Consider the following 17,625-nt stretch of genomic DNA (forward strand, 5'->3'; position numbering starts at 1 on the left):
TAACTGTTGGTCGAGTAGGTCGCTCTTGCGACCGTGTCGAGACCGTGAATGGTGAGACCTAGAAGGGCGTCTCGTCGTTGTAGCTGCCGGGGGTGTTCCAGACGTCTCCGCCTGCGGCACTCGCCGATGACGCGGAGGCCGGAGCGGACGCCGCCCACGGCTCGTTGGCACCCTGGCCGCCGCGCGGTGCGCCGCCACCGTTCCCGCCGCCACCCTCGCGGGAGGTGCGGGTGACCTGCGCGGTCGCATAACGAAGGCTCGGACCGATTTCGTCGATCTCGAGCTCGATGCTGGTGCGCTTCTCGCCCTCTTTGGTCTCGTAGGAGCGCTGCTTGAGTCGACCGATCGCGATGACGCGGGAACCCTTGGTGAGGGATCCGGCCACCTGCTCGGCATACTCGCGCCAGACGCTCGCACGAAGGAAGAGTGCTTCGCCGTCTTTCCACTCGTTGCTGCCCCGATCAAGGGTGCGCGGGGTGGATGCGATGGTGAAGTTGGCAACCGCCAACCCGTTCTGCGTGTAGCGCAGCTCCGGGTCGCTCGTGAGGTTGCCCACCACGGTGATTACGGTTTCGCCGGCCATTTGCTACTCAGCGACCGGTGCGACGGGAGCTTCGGCTGCAGCCGGAGCGGCAGGAGTAGCGGTGACGGGAGCGGATGCGACATCCGCTGCCTTCGTCGCGGTGCCTGCGGCGGCGCCGGCCTTCGCGGGGGCGGCTGCCTTGCGGGCTGCCTTCTCTGCGGAGAGCTTTGCAGCCTCGGCGACCTGAGCGATTGCTTCCTCGGCGCGGAGCACCTTGGTGCGCATGACTGCTTCGCTGAGCTTCAGCTGGCGGTCGAGCTCGACGGTCGCGTCGGGGTTCGCGGTGAGGGCGACGACGGCATAGATGCCTTCGGTCTTCTTGTTGATCTCGTACGCCAGGCGACGACGTCCCCAGACGTCGACCTTGTCGATCGAACCACCATCGTTGCGGATGACGTTGAGGAACTTATCGAGGCTCGGAGCCACGGTGCGCTCATCGATCTCTGGATCGAGAATTACCATTAGTTCGTACTGATGCATAACTAACCCACCTCCTTTGGACTAGAACGGCCACAGACGATCTGTGACAGGAGGGTTTTGGCATCGTTGTCTGAATGCGAATTGCTCGCAGACAACCTGCCTAGTGTAGTCAGTCGCATCCCCATCAATCAAGGAGCTCTCCTCGCATGTCCCTGAAAGTTGCCATCGCCGGTGTCGGAAACTGCGCCAATTCCCTCATCCAGGGAGTCTCGTTCTACGCGGACGCCGACGAGACAGAGGTCGTTCCGGGTCTCATGCACACGCGTTTCGGCGGCTACGCGATCGGTGACATCTCCTTCGTCGCCGCCTTCGACGTGGATGCCGCGAAGGTGGGCCTCGACCTCGCCGAGGCGATGTGGGCGAGCCAGAACAACACGCTCCGGTTCGCCGAGGTCGCGACCTCCGGAGTGATCGTGCAGCGGGGACCGACCCTCGACGGACTCGGCGAGTATTACCGAGAGCTGGTAGAGGAGTCCACCCAGCCGGTCGTGGACGTCGCCAAGGCACTGCGCGACTCCGGCGCCGAGGTGCTCGTCTGCTACCTGCCGGTCGGGTCGGAGGAGGGTGCAAAGTTCTATGCCCAGGCCGCGCTCGATGCGGGTGTCGCCTTTGTCAATGCACTGCCGGTCTTCATCGCCAGCGACCCGGTATGGGCGCAGAAGTTCACCGACGCCGGCCTGCCGATCGTCGGGGACGACATCAAGAGCCAGCTCGGCGCCACCATCACTCACCGCGTGCTCGCCCGGCTGTTCGAAGAGCGTGGGCTCGTGCTCGACCGCACCTACCAGCTGAATGTCGGCGGCAACATGGACTTCAAGAACATGCTGGAGCGCCGTCGCCTCGAGTCGAAGAAGATCTCGAAGACGCAGTCGGTCACCAGCAACGTCGAGGCCCAGCTCAACTCGCGTGATGTGCACATCGGGCCGAGCGACCACATCCCGTGGCTGGATGACCGCAAGCTCGCGTTCGTTCGCCTCGAGGGGCACGGCTTCGGGAATGCCCCGACCTCCCTCGAATACAAGCTCGAGGTGTGGGACTCGCCCAACTCCGCCGGGGTCGTGATCGATGCCATCCGCGCCGCCAAGGTCGCACTGGATGCCGGGCTCGGCGGCCCGGTCGAGGCGGCATCCGCCTACTTCATGAAGAGCCCGGCGAAGCAGTATCCCGATCCCGTTGCGCGCGAGCTGCTCGAGCAGTTCATCCGCGACCACGGCTGACGACGCCGCCGGCGGAAGGTGTCGCGCCTTCGTTGCGCCGCAGGTCTCCCAGGTGTCGCAAATGCAGGATTCCCCGTGACGAAAGTCAACTAGCGAGCCTCACCCGCCACAGGAGTCACACCCAGTCCTGCATTTCGAACCTGGCGCCGCTGTTCTGGTCACGTGAGAGCTCGACGGAGCTTCCCGAGATCGGTTCGCTCACTCGACACTCTCCGGTGAAGCGCCCGTGCCGCCGAACGCGTCTGCGCGCTTGGCCATCCGTCGCAAATGCAGGATCACCTGTGACAGAAGTCAACTAGCGACCCTCACCCGTCACAGGAGTCACACCCAGTCCTGCATTTCGCACCGAACCGGCAGCAGAAAGGCTCAGAACAGTCACCGCACAGGCCCAGAACAGTCACCGCACAGGCACAGAACGAGGGCCGCTCGCGCGCGCAGCCAAGCAATGCAGCCAAGCACGCAGCCCGCGACGCAGCCTCGGGGCGAGCCGGGTCAGGGGCGGGCAACCCACCACGCGCGCAGGCGCTCGGTGGCGGCATCCGCTCCCAGGGAGCCCTCTTCGAGCCGGAGTTCGAGCAGGAAGCGGTAGGCCTCGCCCACCTCGCGCCCGGGCTTCAGGCCAAGGACTGCCATGATCTGCTCTCCGTCGAGGTCGGGGCGGATCGCGGCAAGCTCCTCTTCCTCGCCGAGCACCGCGATGCGCTGCTCGAGATCGTCGTAGGCGAAAGACAACTGATCGGCCTTGCGGCGGTTGCGGGTGGTGACATCGGCGCGGGTGAGGATGTGGAGGCGCTCGAGCAGCGGCCCGGCGTCCCGCACATAGCGGCGCACCGCCGAATCACTCCAGGCTCCCTCGGTGTAGCCGAAGAATCGCAGGTGCAGCTCGATGAGACGGGACACCGCCGCGATCGTGTCTTTGTCGTAGCGCAACTCTCTCAGTCGCTTTTTCGCGAGCTTCGCCCCGACCACGTCGTGGTGATGGAAGGTCACCACGCCGTCGCCTTCGGTGCGCTTGGTCGCGGGCTTGCCGATGTCGTGCAGGAGCGCCGCCAACCGAAGGATCAAGTCGGGCTCGGACCCCGGATGCCGCGAACGCTCCAGGTCGATCGCCTGGTCGAGCACGGTGAGGCTGTGTTCGTAGACGTCCTTGTGGTGGAAGTGCTCGTCGATCTGCAATTTGAGGGCCGGAAGCTCGGGAAGCACGATCGCCGCGATGCCGGAGTCGACCAGCAGCTGGAGTCCCGGTCGTGGATCGGCTGAACGCAACAGCTTGCCGAGCTCGTCGCTCACCCGTTCCACCGAGATCATCGAGATGCGATCGGCGAGGGCGTGCAGGGCGAGGGCGGTCGGCTCGGCCACGGTGAACCCGAGCTGCGAGGTGAACCGTGCGGCCCGCATCATCCGGAGCGGATCGTCGCCGAAGGAGTCCTCGGGAGCTCCCGGCGTGGTCAGTCGTTTCGCCACGAGGTCTTCGAGGCCACCGGAGGGATCGACCAACACACGTTCGGGCAGCCTGAGTGCCATCGCATTGACGGTGAAGTCGCGCCGCACGAGGTCGTGTTCGAGAGAATCCCCGAACTCGACGATCGGCTTGCGCGTCTCGCCGTCGTACGCGTCGGACCGGTAGGTGGTGATCTCCACGGTGTGGCCGTCGATGCGCGCGCCGATGGTGCCGAAGGCGCGGCCGATATCCCAGTGGGCGTCCGAGATCGGCTTCACCAGGGCGAGGATGTCATCCGGTCGCGCGTCGGTGGTGAAGTCGAGGTCGGTGAGCTCGCGATCGAGGAAGGCGTCGCGCACGGGGCCGCCGACGAGCGCCAGTTCGAATCCTGCCGCGGCGAATGCCGCCGAAAGGCGCGAGATGTGGGGGGTGGACGCGAGGTCCGACAGTCGCTGAATTGCCGAAGCGACACTCTCCATGCCCGCAAGACTACCGGCGACCGACCGCCGGCACCGCGGTCGCACCTCAGGCGCCGCCCGGGTGCGAGACCCTAGAATCACTGGAGGACGGCCGGGGCAGTGGCTCCGCCGGCCCCCTTCGCTATGAGACTCGTCACATCCCTGTTCGCGGTGGCCCTTGCCATCGGTGCCATCATCGCGCCCGGTCTCACGCCTGGCGGCGCGCTGGCTGTGGCACCGTCCGTAGTGCAGGCTGCGGATGACGCAAAGGCCGTCCTCACCTTCGCTCCCGCGTCCAACGGCGTGCTTTCGCCCGGGCAGGACCTCGTGATCTCCGGCACCGTGGCGAATCCCACCACGAAGTCGATCTCGGCAGGATCCGCGGCCGTCGTACTCAATCGAACGCCGGTGCGCACCCGCTCCGAACTCGCGAGCTGGCTCGCGCCGGCGGCGACCTCGAGCGACGATTCACTCGGCACGACTGTCTTGACGGCGGCGACTCCTGAGGTGCCGGCCGGGCGCACCGTTCCCATGCAGTTCACGGTGCCGGCGGCATCCATCGATTTCGGTTCCCAGGGTTCCGCCTGGGGCACCCGCACACTCGCGGTTCGGCTGACAGCGGCGGGCTCTGAGATCGGGCAGGCCCGCAGCAGCATCGTCTGGAATCCCGGCACCGGCGTTCAATCGACCCGGATCGCCCTCGTGATCCCCCTCACCGTTCCGCAGAGCACGGACGGACTCATCCCCAGCGACCTGCTCGCCGGCTACACCGCGGATGGCGGCCTCCTCTCCCGGCAGCTCGACGCCGTCTTCGACCAGCCGGGCATCGCGATTGCCGTCGACCCGCGGGTGCTCGCCTCGATCCGTATCCTCGGCGATTCGGTACCACCCTCGGCCTTCGCATGGCTTCGGCGTCTCGAGGCGGCGACGAACGACACCTTCGCCCTGAGCTACGCGGACTCCGACCTGTCGGCGGCGAGCCAGGCGAAGGCGCCGCGCCTACTCGCTCCCACCAGCTTCCCCATCGACCCGTCGCTGTTCCCCGACGCGCCGACGTCGGCGCCGACCGACCAGCCGTCGTCGAGTCCCACGCCCAGGCCGACCGGGGGGACGACGATCGCTCCCGTTCCGGATCTCACGTCGCTGCAGGCCTTCGATTACACGGTGCCCGCTGTCGCGTGGCCTGCTCGCGACAGCGTTGTCGAGGCCGACCTCGACAGTTTCGAGACCGGCGGACTCACGACGACGATCCTCGGTTCCGGCAATGTCGGTTACGGCGATCTCGACTACACGCCGAGCTCCGCAGCGCTGGTCGGAAAGCACAAGGCGCTGGTGTCGGACGATGCCCTCTCCGCCGATCTCAACGCGGCAGTCCAGGCATCCACTCCCGCCCAGTGGGAGAAGGCGATGTCGGAGCTGTCGAGCCTGATCGCCGTCATCTCGCTCGAACGACCCGCTGCTGCCCGCACGATGCTCGCCACCTTCGACCGTTCGCGTCCCGGTGCGGATTCCCGACTCGCCCAGACCCTCGCAGCGCTCGCTGCGCTGCCGTGGGCGGGTTCCGCTTCGCTGTCGGAGGCGGATGCCGCGTTCGGGAGCGGATCTGCCGTGCTCCCGGCGACCGCCACCCTCACCGCCAAACCAGAGTCGGCGGATCGCATCGCCACGGTGACCGCCCTCCTCGCAGCGGAGGCCACCGCCGGCAGCTTCTCCTCGGTTCTCACCGACCCCACCCAGATCACCGGGGAGCGCCGCCTGTCGCTGCTCGCGTTGCTCTCGAACTCGTGGACCGGCGACGACACCTGGGTGGCCGAGACCAAGAAATACCTGGCCAAATCGAATCGGTACGTCACGAAGTCCGTGACGATCGCCCGCAGCAGCGCCACCGTCTTCACCTCGCGCAATAGTCCGCTGCCGATCACCGTGACCAACGAACTGCCCTGGCCGGTCACGGTCTACGTGACTGTCCGGTCCCCCTCCAACATCATCACAATCGACAATGACCGGGTCGAACTCGTGGTCGAGGCCCAGTCGCAGGCGAAGACCACCGTTCCGGTCACGTCCAACGCCAACGGGCCGGTGACCCTCACGGTGTCGCTCTCGAGCGCGACCAACGTGCAGATCACGACCCCGGCGACCATCGATGTCGACGTACAGGCCCAGTGGGAGACCGCCTTCACCGCCGTCGTCGCCGTCCTCGTCTTCGGGGTGTTCGGCTTCGGAATCTATCGAACTGTGGCCAAGCGCCGAAAGGCCAAGCGCGCGGATGCCCGGGACTCCGGTGACCCGACCCCCGACGCCCCGTCCGCCCCATGACGACCGCCGAGCGCAGTGCCGCGAAACCTGGAGGAATGGGCCGTGCCAGCGCGATCCTCGCCGCGGGCACGGTGGTATCCCGGGTTCTCGGTTTCGTGCGCGCGGTCGTCCTCACCGCTGCAATCGGACAGGCTGCCGCCGGCGACGCCTTCGGAGTCGGCAACCAGCTGCCGAACAACATCTATGCGCTGGTAGCTGGCGGGGTGCTCAGCGCCGTGCTCGTGCCGCAGATCGTGCGGGCCGCGTCCCACGACGACGGCGGTCAGCGGTTCATCAACCGGGTGGTCACCCTCGGGATCGTTATCTTCGCGGTGGTCACCATCGCCGCAACCCTTGCGGCTCCCGTGCTGGTGAGCGTCTACGCCTCCGGCTCGGAGACCGGCCGCGGATTCACGCCGGAGGGCTTCGCGCTCGCCACCGCCTTCGCCTACTGGTGCCTGCCCCAGATCTTCTTCTACGCCCTTTACAGCCTGCTCAGCGAGGTGCTCAACGCCCGCAAGGTCTTCGGCCCGTTCACCTGGGCCCCCGTGCTCAACAACGTGGTGTCCGTCGCCGGGTTGATCGCGTTCATGGTGCTGTTCGGTGCGGCCGACAGCAACAACCAGGTGGCGAACTGGGATTCCTCGAGGATCGTGTTGCTCGGTGCCACCACCACGCTCGCGGTGGCGGCCCAGGCGCTGATCCTGTTCGCGTTCTGGAAGCGCGCAGGGCTCAAGTACCGTCCGGACTTCCACTGGCGCGGCGTCGGACTTGGCGCGACCGGCCGTGCCGCCGGCTGGCTGTTCGGCATGATCCTCGTCACTCAGCTCGCCGGAATCGTGCAGACCCGCGTCGTCTCGCTGGCGACCGACCACGGGCCATCCGTCCTCGCACTGCAGAATTCCTGGCTGATCTTCATGCTGCCGCACTCGGTGATCGCGGTGTCGATCGCCACCGTCTACTTCACCCGGATGAGCGCCAACGCCAGCGCGGGCAGCACCGAGGGAGTGCGCGAAGACCTGTCGGCCTCGCTCCGATCGATCGGACTCCTCATCGTCTTCGCCGCAGTCGCACTGTCGGTGGTCGCCTACCCGTTCGCCCGCGTGTTCAGTCTCGGTGCCGACTTCGCGGCCGTCGCCGGCATGGGGAACGTGCTGCTCGCGTTCCTACCCGGACTCATCCTCTTCAGCACGCTGTTCGTGCTGCAACGGGTGTTCTTCGCCCTCGGCGACACCCGCACTCCGTTCTTCATGCAGTGCGTGCAATCGGGGCTCTTCGTCATCGGCGCCCTCCTGTGCATGATGCTGCCGAGCGAACTCATCGGAGTGGGGGTCGCGGCTGTAACCTCCATAGCCGGTAGCGCCCAGGCCGTCGTTGCGATCGTGCTCGTGCGCCGGCGCCTCGGCGGTATCGACGGTCGGCTGATCCTTCGCCGCTTCGCCCAGTACCTCGGCCTGTCGCTCATCGCCGGGGCGATCGGCTACGGCTGTGTCCGGCTGCTCGGCGGGTTCACCGCCGATGGTTTCGGCCAGTCCGGGCTCGTCGGAGCCATCACCTGCATCGCGGTGGCCGGGGCCGCCATGGCCCTCGTCTATTTCGCGCTCCTCGCCCTGTTCCGCAACCCGGAGCTCGCCGCCGTAACGGGCAGCCTCTCGACCCGGTTCCGGCGCGGGCGGTAGGCGGATCCGTCCACCCCGCATTCGCGGAATATCGTGCGAATAGGATGTGTTGTATCCCCCAGTGGGACGGGCACAGACCGTGCCTTGCCGCAAGGCATCACCCACCCAAGGAGTTGTTTTCGTTGCGCCAGACCATCATCATCGGCTCCGGTCCTGCCGGCTACACCGCTGCGATCTACGCTGCTCGCGCCAACCTTCACCCCCTGCTCATCGCGAGCTCGGTCGAAGCCGGCGGCGAACTCATGAAGACCACAGAGGTGGAGAACTACCCGGGCTTTCCGGAGGGGATCATGGGACCGGATCTCATGGCCGCATTCCAGGCACAGGCCGAGCGATTCGGCACGGAGATCGTGCTCGACGACGTGACCTCCCTCGACCTCAGCGGTGACGTCAAGACCGTCACCCTCGGAAACGGCGACGTGCACGAAGCGCTCTCGGTGATCTTCGCCACGGGTTCCGCCTACCGCAGGCTCGGCCTCGAGGACGAGGAGCGGCTGAGCGGCCACGGCGTTTCCTGGTGCGCCACCTGCGACGGCTTCTTCTTCCGCAAGAAGACCATCGCGGTCGTCGGCGGCGGTGATTCGGCGATGGAGGAAGCCAACTTCCTCACGAAGTTCGCGGACAAGGTCTACGTGATCCACCGCAGCGACACGCTGCGCGCCTCGAAGACGATGCAGGACCGCTCCTTCGAGAATCCCAAGATCGAGTTCCTCTTCAACCAGACCGTCGAGCACATCTACGGCGATGGCGCGGTCGCCGGTGTCGGCCTCCGCAACACAGTGGATGGCTCGGAGACGACTCTCGACCTCGGTGGGCTGTTCATCGCGATCGGTGCCGACCCCCGCACCCACCTGGTGCACGGCCAGCTCGACTTCACCACCGAAGGCACCATCGCCGTCGACGGTCGCAGCTCCCGCACGAACCTCCCCGGCGTGTTCGCCGCGGGAGATGTCCTCGACCCCACCTACCGCCAGGCCGTCACGGCCGCCGGCTCCGGTACGGTCGCCGCCCTCGACGCCGAGCACTATCTGGCGTCGCTCCCCAAAGACCTGCTGGCGAAAGCGACCGCTGACGCCGAGCCCGCACCAGTACCGGCCTGACGGCCACCTTCCACGAAAGAGAGAACCCAATGTCAACTGCCAAAGATGTGACCGACGCCAGCTTCCAGGCCGATGTGCTCGATTCCGACAAGCTCGTGCTCGTGGACTTCTGGGCCGAATGGTGCGGGCCGTGTCGCGCCGTCAGCCCGATCCTCGACCAGATCGCGTCGGAGCACTCCGACAAGATCGAACTCGTCAAGGTGAACGTCGACGACAACATGGAGATCGCGGCCAAGTACCAGATCACCTCGATCCCGGCCATGAAGCTCTTCAAGGGTGGCGAGGTCGTCAAGAGCGTCATCGGCGCCAAGCCGAAGCCCGCCCTCGAGGCCGACTTCGCCGAGTGGCTCAAGTAACCCGTCAGCCGAGTTACCGGCCCGCTCACCCCTGGGTGAGCGGGCCTTTTGTCATCCCCCGACTATTCTTGAACCTTCACCCCACCGAGCGACGCGGAACCCCATGACACACGACGCCACCACCGACGGCACGAACCTCGATCCCTGGTACGACCGGTACGCCGACCGCACCGCCGGCCTCAGCGCCTCCGAGGTCCGCGCTCTCTTCGCCGTGGCATCCCGCCCAGAGGTCGTTTCTCTCGCCGGAGGCATGCCGTTCGTTGCCGGACTGCCGCCGGAGCTCATCGCCGGTGCGTTCGAGCGGATGATGTCGACCCAGGGGCCGCAGGCGCTGCAATACAGCTCCGGGCAGGGCATCCCCGCGCTCCGCGAGCAGATCCTCGAGGTAATGGCGCTGGAGGGCATCCGGGCGAGCGTGGACGACGTCGTCGTCACCACCGGATCCCAGCACGCCCTCGAGCTCGTCACGAAGCTGTTCATCAACCCAGGCGACGTCGTGCTCGCCGAAGGCCCGAGCTATGTCACCGCGATGGTCGTGTTCAATTCGTTCCAGGCCGACATCAACCACGTGCCGATGGACGAGCACGGACTGATCCCCGAGGCGTTGCGACAGGCGATCTCGCGCCTGAAGGCAGCGGGCAAGACGATCAAGTTCCTTTATACGATTCCCTCCTTCAGCAACCCGGCCGGCGTGACTCTCACGTGGGAGCGAAGACTCGAGATCCTCGAGATCTGCCGCGCCAACGACATCCTGGTGCTCGAAGACAACCCCTACGGGTTGTTGTATTTCGATTCCCCGCCCCCGCAGGCGATGCGCTCGGTCGATGAGGACGGCGTGGTGTACCTCGGCACGTTCTCGAAGACGCTCGCCCCCGGCTTCCGGGTGGGCTGGGCGCTCGCACCGCACGCGATTCGTGAGAAGTTGATCCTCGCCAACGAAGCGGCCGTGCTGTCGCCGAGCTCGTTCAGCCAGCTCATGATCTCCGAATACCTCGCGACGGCGGACTGGAAGGGCCAGATCAGCACCTTCCGGGACATCTATCGCGAACGACGCGATGCGATGCTCGCCGCCCTCGCGGAATACCTCCCCCAACTCTCCTGGACGGTGCCCAACGGCGGGTTCTATGTGTGGGTCACCCTGCCCGACCACATGGACTCCAAGGCGATGCTGCCGCGCGCGGTCAGGGAGCTGGTGGCCTACACGCCCGGCACTGCGTTCTATGCCGACGGCAACGGGCGCAACAACATCCGGCTCTCGTTCTGCTATCCGACTCCCGAGTTCATCCGGGAGGGCATCCGCCGACTGTCCGTGGTCATCAACGGAGAGCTCGACCTGCTCAACACCTTCTCGCAGACGTCACCGCTGGCGACGATCCCACTCAAACAGGGCATCGCGAGCCCGCCGTCGAACATCGGTTAGCCGATGACCCCCACTTCTCCGGTTCGATCGGTCGTGGTCCTCGCTGGTGGAATCTCGCACGAACGCGACGTCTCCCTCCGCTCCGGCCGGCAGGTGGCCGACCGCCTGCAGGAACACGGGATCAGGGTCACACTGAGGGACCCCGATGCCTCTCTCCTCTCCTTCCTCGCCGAGACGCGCCCGGACGTGGTCTGGCCGGCGCTGCACGGAGCGAGCGGCGAAGACGGGGCACTGCGCGGCCTGCTCGACTTCATCGGCATCCCCTATGTCGGGTCCACCTCCGACTCCGCGCGTCTCGCCTGGGACAAGCCGACCGCCAAGGTGCTGGTGTCCCGCGCCGGGGTGTCGACGCCTCTCTCGATCGCCCTGTCGCGCGATGCGTTCCGTGAGCTCGGCGCGAAGAGCGTGCTCGACAGCCTCGCCGAGGGCCTTCCCGTGCCCCTCGTGGTCAAGCCGGCACAGGGAGGGTCCGCCCAGGGTGTCACTCTCGTGGACGACCGCGACGACCTCCCCCGGGCGATGGTGGATGCCTACACCTACTGTGACGTCGCCATCGTCGAGCACCGCGTGGTCGGCACCGAGATCGCAATCAGCGTCATCGACACGGGCGACGGCCCCGTCGCCCTGCCTGCCGTGGAGATCCAGCCTCTCTCAGGTGTCTACAGTTTCGAAGCGAAATACAACGCGGGCGAGACCCGCTTCTATACCCCGGCACGACTGGGCGACGAAGTCTCGGAGAGGGCCGCTGAAGTGGCCCTTCTGGCCCATCGGGCTTTGGGGCTTCGCCACATCTCCCGCATCGACCTCATAGTGGATGCCGCGGGGGTACCCTGGTTCCTCGAGGCGAATGTGCTGCCCGGGCTCACGGAGACGTCGCTGCTCCCGCTCGCTCTCGAAGCCGCCGGGCACGACGTCGGTTGGGTGTATTCCGCCCTCGCCGAGGCGGCCATCCGCGACTCCCAGTCGAGGCTATAAATAGCCTCTGATCAGGTATTTATCCAAATCCCGGCTCGTTGAGTTCCGCGAGGATCCGGTTGAGGTCGGCCACCGTGGCGAAGTCGATCACGATGGTTCCCTTGCTCGACCCGAGGCTCACTTTGACGCGCGTGTTGAGTCGGTCACCCAGTCGTTCGGCGATCTCGTCGAGGTGTCCCTGGCGGCGCCCGGCACTCGGCTTGCTCGCCCGGGTCGGCTTAGTGGTCACCAGGCCCGCGGCCGCTTCGGCGGCGCGTACCGAGAGGTCCTCGTTCACGATCTTGTCGGCGAGACGCTCCATGGTGGCCTCGTCCCCGGCCGAGAGAATGGCACGGGCATGCCCGGCGCTCAGTACGCCTGCCGCGACCCGGTTCTGCACCCCGATCGGCAAGCGCAACAAGCGGATGGTGTTGGTGATCTGCGGGCGGGATCGGCCGATGCGCGTCGCCAGCTCGTCCTGGGTGATGCCGAAGTCGGCAAGGAGCTGCTGGTAGGCGGATGCCTCCTCCAGCGGGTTGAGGTTCGCGCGATGCAGGTTCTCGAGCAGCGCATCCCGCAGCATCGCGTCATCCGCGGTGTTCTTGACAACGGCCGGGATCGTCTCGAGACCGAGGAGCTTGCTCGCCCGCAAACGACGCTCACCCATGACCAGTTCGTACTGCGCCTGCCCCGCCGTGGCACCCGCGATCGGGCGCACCACGATCGGCTGAAGCACACCGACCTCCCGGATCGACGCGACAAGCTCGTCGAGGTCCTCCTGCACGAAGGTCGTGCGGGGCTGCGCGGCGTTCGGAACGATGTCATTCGGCGAGAGGTTGGCGAGTCGGGCGCCGGGAACGCTCACGAGCTGATCCGTCGCGCTCTCCGCGGCCTCGGCCGATGATGTCGGGAAGAACACGTCCACTGGGCGGGCGGGACTGCCGAGGTCGGTCGGGATGAGCGCTCCGATGCCGCGCCCCAGTCCAGTTCTTTTCGGTGCGGCCATCAGTTCGGGGCTCCTCTTCGGGCGATTTCTGCTGCGGCTTCGAGATACGACAACGAGCCGGGTGAATTCGTGTCGTAACTGATGACGGTCTGACCATAACTCGGAGCCTCGGAGATCCGTACCGACCTCGGGATGAGTGTCGCCAGAACCTGGTCGGGAAAGTGGTCGCGCACATCCTGGGCGACCTGGTTGGCCAGGTTGGTGCGGGAGTCGTACATGGTGAGCAGGATCGTGGAGACCGTGAGCACGGGGTTGAGATGCCGCTCGATGAGCTTGATGTTCGTGAGCAGCTGGCTCAGTCCCTCGAGCGCGTAATACTCGCACTGGATGGGGATCAACACCTCCTGCGCCGCCACGAAGGCATTGATCGTGAGCAGACCGAGGGACGGCGGGCAGTCGATGAAGACGTAGTGGAAGGGCTCTTCGCTCTCTTCCAGGAACCTCTCGAGGGCGGTGCGGAGGCGTTGCTCTCGCGCCACCATCGAAACTAGCTCGATCTCGGCGCCGGCGAGGTGGATGGTGGCGGGAACGCAGTAGAGCGTGTCGAAGTCGGGACTCTTCTGGATCACGTTCTCGACCGGCTCGTCGTTGATGATCACCTCATAGACGCTGATCGTCTCGGATCGATGCTCGATGCCGAGCGCCGTCGACGCATTCCCCTGCGGATCCAGGTCGATCACCAGCACACGAGAACCGCTCCGGGCCAGTGCGGCGGCGAGGTTCACTGTTGTCGTGGTCTTGCCGACCCCGCCCTTCTGGTTTGCAACGGTGAAAACCCTGGTCTTTGCCGGAAGCGGCAGAATCTCGGCCGCGAGGGCCTGGCGACGTCGGGTGATCTCCGACAGTTCACGGGCGAGGGGCGTGTCTCCGAGCGAGAATGGGATCGGAACGGGAGGGGTCGGAGTCGGCTCGTCCGCGGATTCTTCCGGAAAAGCTGTCGGTCCCTGGTCCGACGGTCTCGGGGCCAACGGACCGTCCACTGGGTCCGCGGCCGGACGCTCGGCGTGGCTGGAATCCCCCGCATCACTCACCACGGCGCTGCCGTCCGATGCGCCGGTATCGTTCAGCATCGCCGCATAGATCTCCGCGGCGTAGTCGATGCGAATTCCATCGTCATTCGGATGTTTCACGTGAAACCTTCTCGATCTGGTGGTTCGTCCTGCTCGGCGCTGCCGAGTGCGAGCCGTGCCGACGGTGGATGTCAGGTACCTGTCCGCGGGTGGCTTTCAAGGAATCCGGCGGCCCGGTGTGCCTGCGAAGAACGGTCAGTCAACTGTAGCCCGAAAGACGCGGGTGACTTCGGCGACGAGCCCGTCACCGAGCGTCAGCACCTCCACCCCCGTGAGCCGAGTGCGCCGAATCACCTTGGAGGCGGCCTCGATCTCCGCTTCGACGCTCGCTCCCTTGAGAAAGAGCAATTCACCGCCCGACCGCACGAGCGGCACGGTGAGCGGGATCAGCTTGGAAAGCGCACTCACGGCGCGGGCTGTGGCCTGGTCGAGCCACGGGGAGAGCTTCGCCTCTTCGGCGCGCGCGCGCACGACCTGGACATTGTCGAGCTCGAGCGCGTCGGATTCGCGACGCAGCCAGTCGACCCGGCGTTCCATCGGCTCGATGAGGATGAACTGTGCATCCGGCCGGGCGATGGCCAGCACGAGGCCCGGCAGGCCGGCTCCACTGCCGATGTCACCCACCCGTCCCGGCCTGATGAGAGGTGCGAGCAAGGCGCTGTTCAGGATATGACGGGTCCAGAGCCGTGGCATCTCCAGGGGCCCGATCAGTCCGAGTTCTTCGCCGCGCGCCGCCAGGTCCGCGGTGAACTGGCGTGCACGATCGACCCGGTCGCCGAACAGGGTCACCGCCGCCGCCGGCTCAGCTTCGAGAGCCACTTCTTCCGGGCGATCGACGCCGTCGACCTCAGCCACGATCGACCCTGAACTCGAATTGTTTCACGTGAAACTATGCGCGGGTGATGACGGTGTGGCGATCGGAGCCCTCGCCCTCGGACTGCGACACGAAGCCGCGCGCCGCCACCAGATCGTGCACGAGCTTGCGTTCGTAGGAGGACATCGGGGGCAAGGACGCGGACTGTGCGCCCCCCTCGATGCGATCCGCGGCACGTTCGACGAGCTGTGCGAGCTCTGCCTCGCGCGCTTGGCGCGATCCGCCCACATCGAGAATCAGCCGTGAGAACACGCCGGTCTTGGCTTGAACCGCTATCCGGGTGAGCTCCTGGAGCGCATTCACCGTCTCGGGCTTGGAGAGCAGGCGCAGGTTGCTGTCCTGGCTCGAGTTGACCGAGAGGTAGGCACGCCCATCACGCGCGTCGATGTCGATGTCCCCGTCGAGATCGGTGATGTCGAGAAGCTCCTCGATGTAATCGGCGGCGATCTCACCCTCCTCCTCGAGTTGAGTGACGGAACGTGCCGGCTCGCCCGAGCGGGACGCATCCGTCTCTGCACCCTCCTGTGACTCGGGGGACGAGGAGACGGTCTCGGTGCTGACGTCTTCGGCGACGACATCGGTGTCGGTCGTGAGCTGGGGAATGGTCTCTGACATGGCGGAGCTCTCTTTCTGGGAAGGCTGGGGTGAAGCGGGGGAGGGCTACTTCTTGTTGCCGGTCTTCTTAGCGCGGTTCTTGTTCACCGGCTGGATCCGCTGGGTGTTGATCTTCACGTCGTCGACGGTGAGCGGCTGGTCTTCGATGATCGAGAACCCGCGGCGCTGCGCCTTCTTGGCCATCCGCGATTCACGCTGAAGCGCGGCTTCGCTGCCGGGCGTCGGCATGTTGCGGATGACGAGGAACTGCTGTCCCATCGTCCAGAAATTCGAGACGAGCCAGTAGAACATGACGCCGAGGGGGAACGTATAGCCGGAGAACGCGAACACCAGAGGCAGCAGGTACAGCAGGATGCGCTGCTGCTTGAACATCGGGCTGGCTTTCATCTCAGCCGACTGGTTCTTCGACATGATCTGAAGCTGGGTAATGAACTGAGATCCGGTCATCAGGATAATCATGATGATTGCGATGACGATGACGGCGACGTTGCCGTCCGCTGTGCTGATCGCCAGGTGCAGGGGAGCGATGTCGAAGAGTGACGAGGAGCCGAAGGACTTCGAGAGGTCCTTGTTGAGCAGTCCGACCCCCACCAAGCCCGTCTGTGCGTTGTGAAGCACCGAGAACAGGCTGAAGAAGATGGGCATCTGCAGCAGCAGGGGGAGGCAGGAGCTGAGGGGATTGGTGCCGGTCTTCTTGTAGAGCTCCATCGTCTCGCGCGACATCGCCTCTCGCGAGAACTGGTCTTTCTTACCCTTGTACTTGTCCTGGATCTTCTTCAACTGGGGTGCGACCTCGAGCATGCGCCGCTGGCTCTTGATCTGGCGCACGAAGATCGGAATGAGGGCCGCGCGGATAACCAGGACGAGTCCCACGATAGACAAAACCCAGGTCAGACCCGCATTTGGGTCAAGACCGAGGAAGGTCCAGAACTCGTGGAAGCCCACGAGGATGAGTTCTACGACCCATTTGATGGGCCAAAGGACGGTGCCGATAATGTCCATGCGTTTAGGTCACCTTTCCGTGGCCATCGATACAACAAAACCAAAGCGAGTCACCGCGTACTTCTGCTCGACCCGTGGGGGAACGTCGTCTACACCGCCGGCGGCCCAGGGGTGGCATCGCGCGATCCGCCGGATTCCCATCCAACTGCCGCGAATGACGCCGTACTGCTGGAGTGCCTGGAGTGCGTAGGAAGAACAAGAGGGGTAGTAACGGCACACGTCGCCGTAGAGCGGTGAGATCACTGCACGATAGACCCGCAGGATCAGCACACTGAGATTGCGGGGGAGCAGGAGCACGAATGCCACGACGGAATTCACGCTCGTGTCACTCCTCCGCTCAAAACTCCCGAGATCTCAAGACGCAGGGTATCCCAGCCAGCCTGCGCTGCGCCTGGCAAAGCCCTGATCACGATCTCGGTGCCCGGAGCGAGTTGTGGGATCGCCGAGAAGGTGAGGGCCTTCAGCCGCCTCCGGACGAGGTTGCGGTCGACAGCCACGCCCACCGTCTTCGGCACGATGAAACCGAACCGTGGGGGATGGGATGCGTCGCCGCGATTGACGTAGACAAGGGCATGGCGGGTCGCCACTCGCCGACCACGGCGCACGAGGCGCCGATAGTCGTCAGCCCGGACGAGCCGGTTGGCTTTGGCCAACACGTGGGCTCGACTACGCGGAGAGTTCGGTGCGTCCCTTGCGACGACGCGCACCCAGGATGGCGCGGCCGGCACGGGTGCGCATTCTCAGGCGGAATCCGTGCACCTTGGCGCGGCGCCGGTTGTTCGGCTGGAAGGTTCTCTTGCTCATGATTTAGATCTCTCGCGTGTCAGAACTCCGCATGGCCAGCTCGGGAGGAGCCAGGAAGCCAGGGAAGTGAAGGTTAGCCGTCAGGCTGAAGTCAACTGATTAAAAATACGGTCTTAAAGTGCTGCGGTCAAACTCTGGGGCGATCCCGCGCATTATCCACACTCCCACAAAGTCGGCGTGGCAGCGACATGCGACCGGAACTAAGGTGGTGTGACTGCACAGACGGTGGATAACCCTGTGTATAACTACCCCTGATCACAGCGAGGAAAAA

The 17,625-nt window shown here is 65.5% G+C and carries 17 protein-coding genes and 1 pseudogene; 7 read left to right on the plus strand and 11 right to left on the minus strand.

Annotation, left to right across the window (positions count from 1 at the left end; all coding sequences use genetic code 11):
• Window positions 1-58: 58 nt before the first annotated feature.
• The gene (locus ACVXZ4_RS18240) at window positions 59-583 is read right to left on the minus strand and encodes a single-stranded DNA-binding protein (RefSeq protein WP_461796196.1); all 525 of its coding nucleotides are present in this window, start codon (window positions 581-583) and stop codon (window positions 59-61) included.
• Window positions 584-700: 117 nt separating this feature from the next.
• Window positions 701-1,063 (minus strand): annotated as a pseudogene (rpsF, locus tag ACVXZ4_RS18245) (30S ribosomal protein S6); the annotation flags it as partial.
• Between the two features lie 146 nt (window positions 1,064-1,209).
• On the opposite strand from rpsF, the gene ACVXZ4_RS18250 reads away from it, so the two are divergent.
• Window positions 1,210-2,280 (plus strand): inositol-3-phosphate synthase, encoded by a 1,071-nt coding sequence (locus ACVXZ4_RS18250; protein ID WP_461796197.1) that lies wholly within the window; start codon window positions 1,210-1,212, stop codon window positions 2,278-2,280.
• A 492-nt stretch (window positions 2,281-2,772) separates the two neighbouring features.
• Here ACVXZ4_RS18250 and ACVXZ4_RS18255 read toward each other — a convergent pair whose 3' ends face one another.
• Window positions 2,773-4,200, minus strand: coding sequence for a CCA tRNA nucleotidyltransferase (locus tag ACVXZ4_RS18255; RefSeq protein WP_461796198.1), 1,428 nt, complete (start codon window positions 4,198-4,200; stop codon window positions 2,773-2,775).
• Between the two features lie 123 nt (window positions 4,201-4,323).
• Between ACVXZ4_RS18255 and ACVXZ4_RS18260 the strand changes: the two genes are divergently transcribed.
• From ACVXZ4_RS18260 to ACVXZ4_RS18285, 6 genes are all read left to right on the plus strand, one after another.
• The gene (locus tag ACVXZ4_RS18260; RefSeq protein ID WP_461796199.1) at window positions 4,324-6,495 is read left to right on the plus strand and encodes a DUF6049 family protein; all 2,172 of its coding nucleotides are present in this window, start codon (window positions 4,324-4,326) and stop codon (window positions 6,493-6,495) included.
• A 35-nt stretch (window positions 6,496-6,530) separates the two neighbouring features.
• A complete protein-coding gene (gene murJ / locus ACVXZ4_RS18265) occupies window positions 6,531-8,153 on the plus strand; it encodes a murein biosynthesis integral membrane protein MurJ (protein ID WP_461796200.1) in 1,623 nt (540 codons plus the stop codon).
• Window positions 8,154-8,275: 122 nt separating this feature from the next.
• Window positions 8,276-9,253, plus strand: a complete 978-nt coding sequence (gene trxB, locus ACVXZ4_RS18270) for a thioredoxin-disulfide reductase (RefSeq protein ID WP_461796201.1) — start codon at window positions 8,276-8,278, stop codon at window positions 9,251-9,253.
• 29 nt (window positions 9,254-9,282) lie between these two features.
• A complete protein-coding gene (gene trxA / locus ACVXZ4_RS18275; protein WP_461796202.1) occupies window positions 9,283-9,609 on the plus strand; it encodes a thioredoxin in 327 nt (108 codons plus the stop codon).
• A gap of 103 nt (window positions 9,610-9,712) precedes the next feature.
• Window positions 9,713-11,029 carry an aminotransferase-like domain-containing protein gene (locus ACVXZ4_RS18280; RefSeq protein WP_461796203.1) on the plus strand — a complete coding sequence of 439 codons (1,317 nt, stop codon included), beginning with the start codon at window positions 9,713-9,715 and terminating at the stop codon, window positions 11,027-11,029.
• Between the two features lie 3 nt (window positions 11,030-11,032).
• The gene (locus ACVXZ4_RS18285; RefSeq protein ID WP_461796204.1) at window positions 11,033-12,004 is read left to right on the plus strand and encodes a D-alanine--D-alanine ligase family protein; all 972 of its coding nucleotides are present in this window, start codon (window positions 11,033-11,035) and stop codon (window positions 12,002-12,004) included.
• Between the two features lie 19 nt (window positions 12,005-12,023).
• Here ACVXZ4_RS18285 and ACVXZ4_RS18290 read toward each other — a convergent pair whose 3' ends face one another.
• From ACVXZ4_RS18290 to rpmH, 8 genes are all read right to left on the minus strand, one after another.
• Window positions 12,024-12,989 (minus strand): ParB/RepB/Spo0J family partition protein, encoded by a 966-nt coding sequence (locus tag ACVXZ4_RS18290; RefSeq protein WP_461796205.1) that lies wholly within the window; start codon window positions 12,987-12,989, stop codon window positions 12,024-12,026.
• On the minus strand, window positions 12,989-13,873 hold the full coding sequence (locus tag ACVXZ4_RS18295) for a ParA family protein (protein ID WP_461798025.1): 885 nt from the start codon (window positions 13,871-13,873) through the stop codon (window positions 12,989-12,991). Before ACVXZ4_RS18295 ends, ACVXZ4_RS18290 begins: the two co-directional genes overlap by 1 nt.
• Before the next feature lie 381 nt (window positions 13,874-14,254).
• The gene (gene rsmG, locus ACVXZ4_RS18300) at window positions 14,255-14,914 is read right to left on the minus strand and encodes a 16S rRNA (guanine(527)-N(7))-methyltransferase RsmG (RefSeq protein ID WP_461796206.1); all 660 of its coding nucleotides are present in this window, start codon (window positions 14,912-14,914) and stop codon (window positions 14,255-14,257) included.
• Between the two features lie 34 nt (window positions 14,915-14,948).
• Window positions 14,949-15,548, minus strand: coding sequence for a Jag family protein (locus tag ACVXZ4_RS18305; protein ID WP_461796207.1), 600 nt, complete (start codon window positions 15,546-15,548; stop codon window positions 14,949-14,951).
• A 45-nt stretch (window positions 15,549-15,593) separates the two neighbouring features.
• Window positions 15,594-16,550, minus strand: a complete 957-nt coding sequence (gene yidC, locus ACVXZ4_RS18310) for a membrane protein insertase YidC (protein ID WP_461796208.1) — start codon at window positions 16,548-16,550, stop codon at window positions 15,594-15,596.
• A 9-nt stretch (window positions 16,551-16,559) separates the two neighbouring features.
• Window positions 16,560-16,868: a membrane protein insertion efficiency factor YidD gene (yidD, locus tag ACVXZ4_RS18315; protein ID WP_461796209.1), complete on the minus strand. Its 309-nt coding sequence runs from the start codon at window positions 16,866-16,868 to the stop codon at window positions 16,560-16,562.
• Window positions 16,865-17,206: a ribonuclease P protein component gene (rnpA, locus tag ACVXZ4_RS18320; protein ID WP_461796210.1), complete on the minus strand. Its 342-nt coding sequence runs from the start codon at window positions 17,204-17,206 to the stop codon at window positions 16,865-16,867. Before rnpA ends, yidD begins: the two co-directional genes overlap by 4 nt.
• 10 nt (window positions 17,207-17,216) lie before the next feature.
• Window positions 17,217-17,354, minus strand: coding sequence for a 50S ribosomal protein L34 (gene rpmH, locus ACVXZ4_RS18325; RefSeq protein ID WP_010204566.1), 138 nt, complete (start codon window positions 17,352-17,354; stop codon window positions 17,217-17,219).
• Between the last annotated feature and the right edge of the window lie 271 nt (window positions 17,355-17,625).

The organism is Lacisediminihabitans sp. FW035 (assembly GCF_054880895.1).

Excerpts from the sequence above, each read along its gene's own strand:
- ACVXZ4_RS18240 (WP_461796196.1), bottom strand. The coding sequence starts at position 583 with ATGGCCGGCGAAACCGTAATCACCGTGGTGGGCAACCTCACGAGCGAC.
- ACVXZ4_RS18260 (WP_461796199.1), top strand. The coding sequence starts at position 4,324 with ATGAGACTCGTCACATCCCTGTTCGCGGTGGCCCTTGCCATCGGTGCC.
- ACVXZ4_RS18290 (WP_461796205.1), bottom strand. The coding sequence starts at position 12,989 with ATGGCCGCACCGAAAAGAACTGGACTGGGGCGCGGCATCGGAGCGCTC.
- ACVXZ4_RS18280 (WP_461796203.1), top strand. The coding sequence starts at position 9,713 with ATGACACACGACGCCACCACCGACGGCACGAACCTCGATCCCTGGTAC.
- ACVXZ4_RS18285 (WP_461796204.1), top strand. The coding sequence starts at position 11,033 with ATGACCCCCACTTCTCCGGTTCGATCGGTCGTGGTCCTCGCTGGTGGA.
- murJ (WP_461796200.1), top strand. The coding sequence starts at position 6,531 with ATGGGCCGTGCCAGCGCGATCCTCGCCGCGGGCACGGTGGTATCCCGG.
- ACVXZ4_RS18255 (WP_461796198.1), bottom strand. The coding sequence starts at position 4,200 with ATGGAGAGTGTCGCTTCGGCAATTCAGCGACTGTCGGACCTCGCGTCC.
- yidC (WP_461796208.1), bottom strand. The coding sequence starts at position 16,550 with ATGGACATTATCGGCACCGTCCTTTGGCCCATCAAATGGGTCGTAGAA.
- ACVXZ4_RS18305 (WP_461796207.1), bottom strand. The coding sequence starts at position 15,548 with ATGTCAGAGACCATTCCCCAGCTCACGACCGACACCGATGTCGTCGCC.
- rpmH (WP_010204566.1), bottom strand. The coding sequence starts at position 17,354 with ATGAGCAAGAGAACCTTCCAGCCGAACAACCGGCGCCGCGCCAAGGTG.
- ACVXZ4_RS18250 (WP_461796197.1), top strand. The coding sequence starts at position 1,210 with ATGTCCCTGAAAGTTGCCATCGCCGGTGTCGGAAACTGCGCCAATTCC.
- trxA (WP_461796202.1), top strand. The coding sequence starts at position 9,283 with ATGTCAACTGCCAAAGATGTGACCGACGCCAGCTTCCAGGCCGATGTG.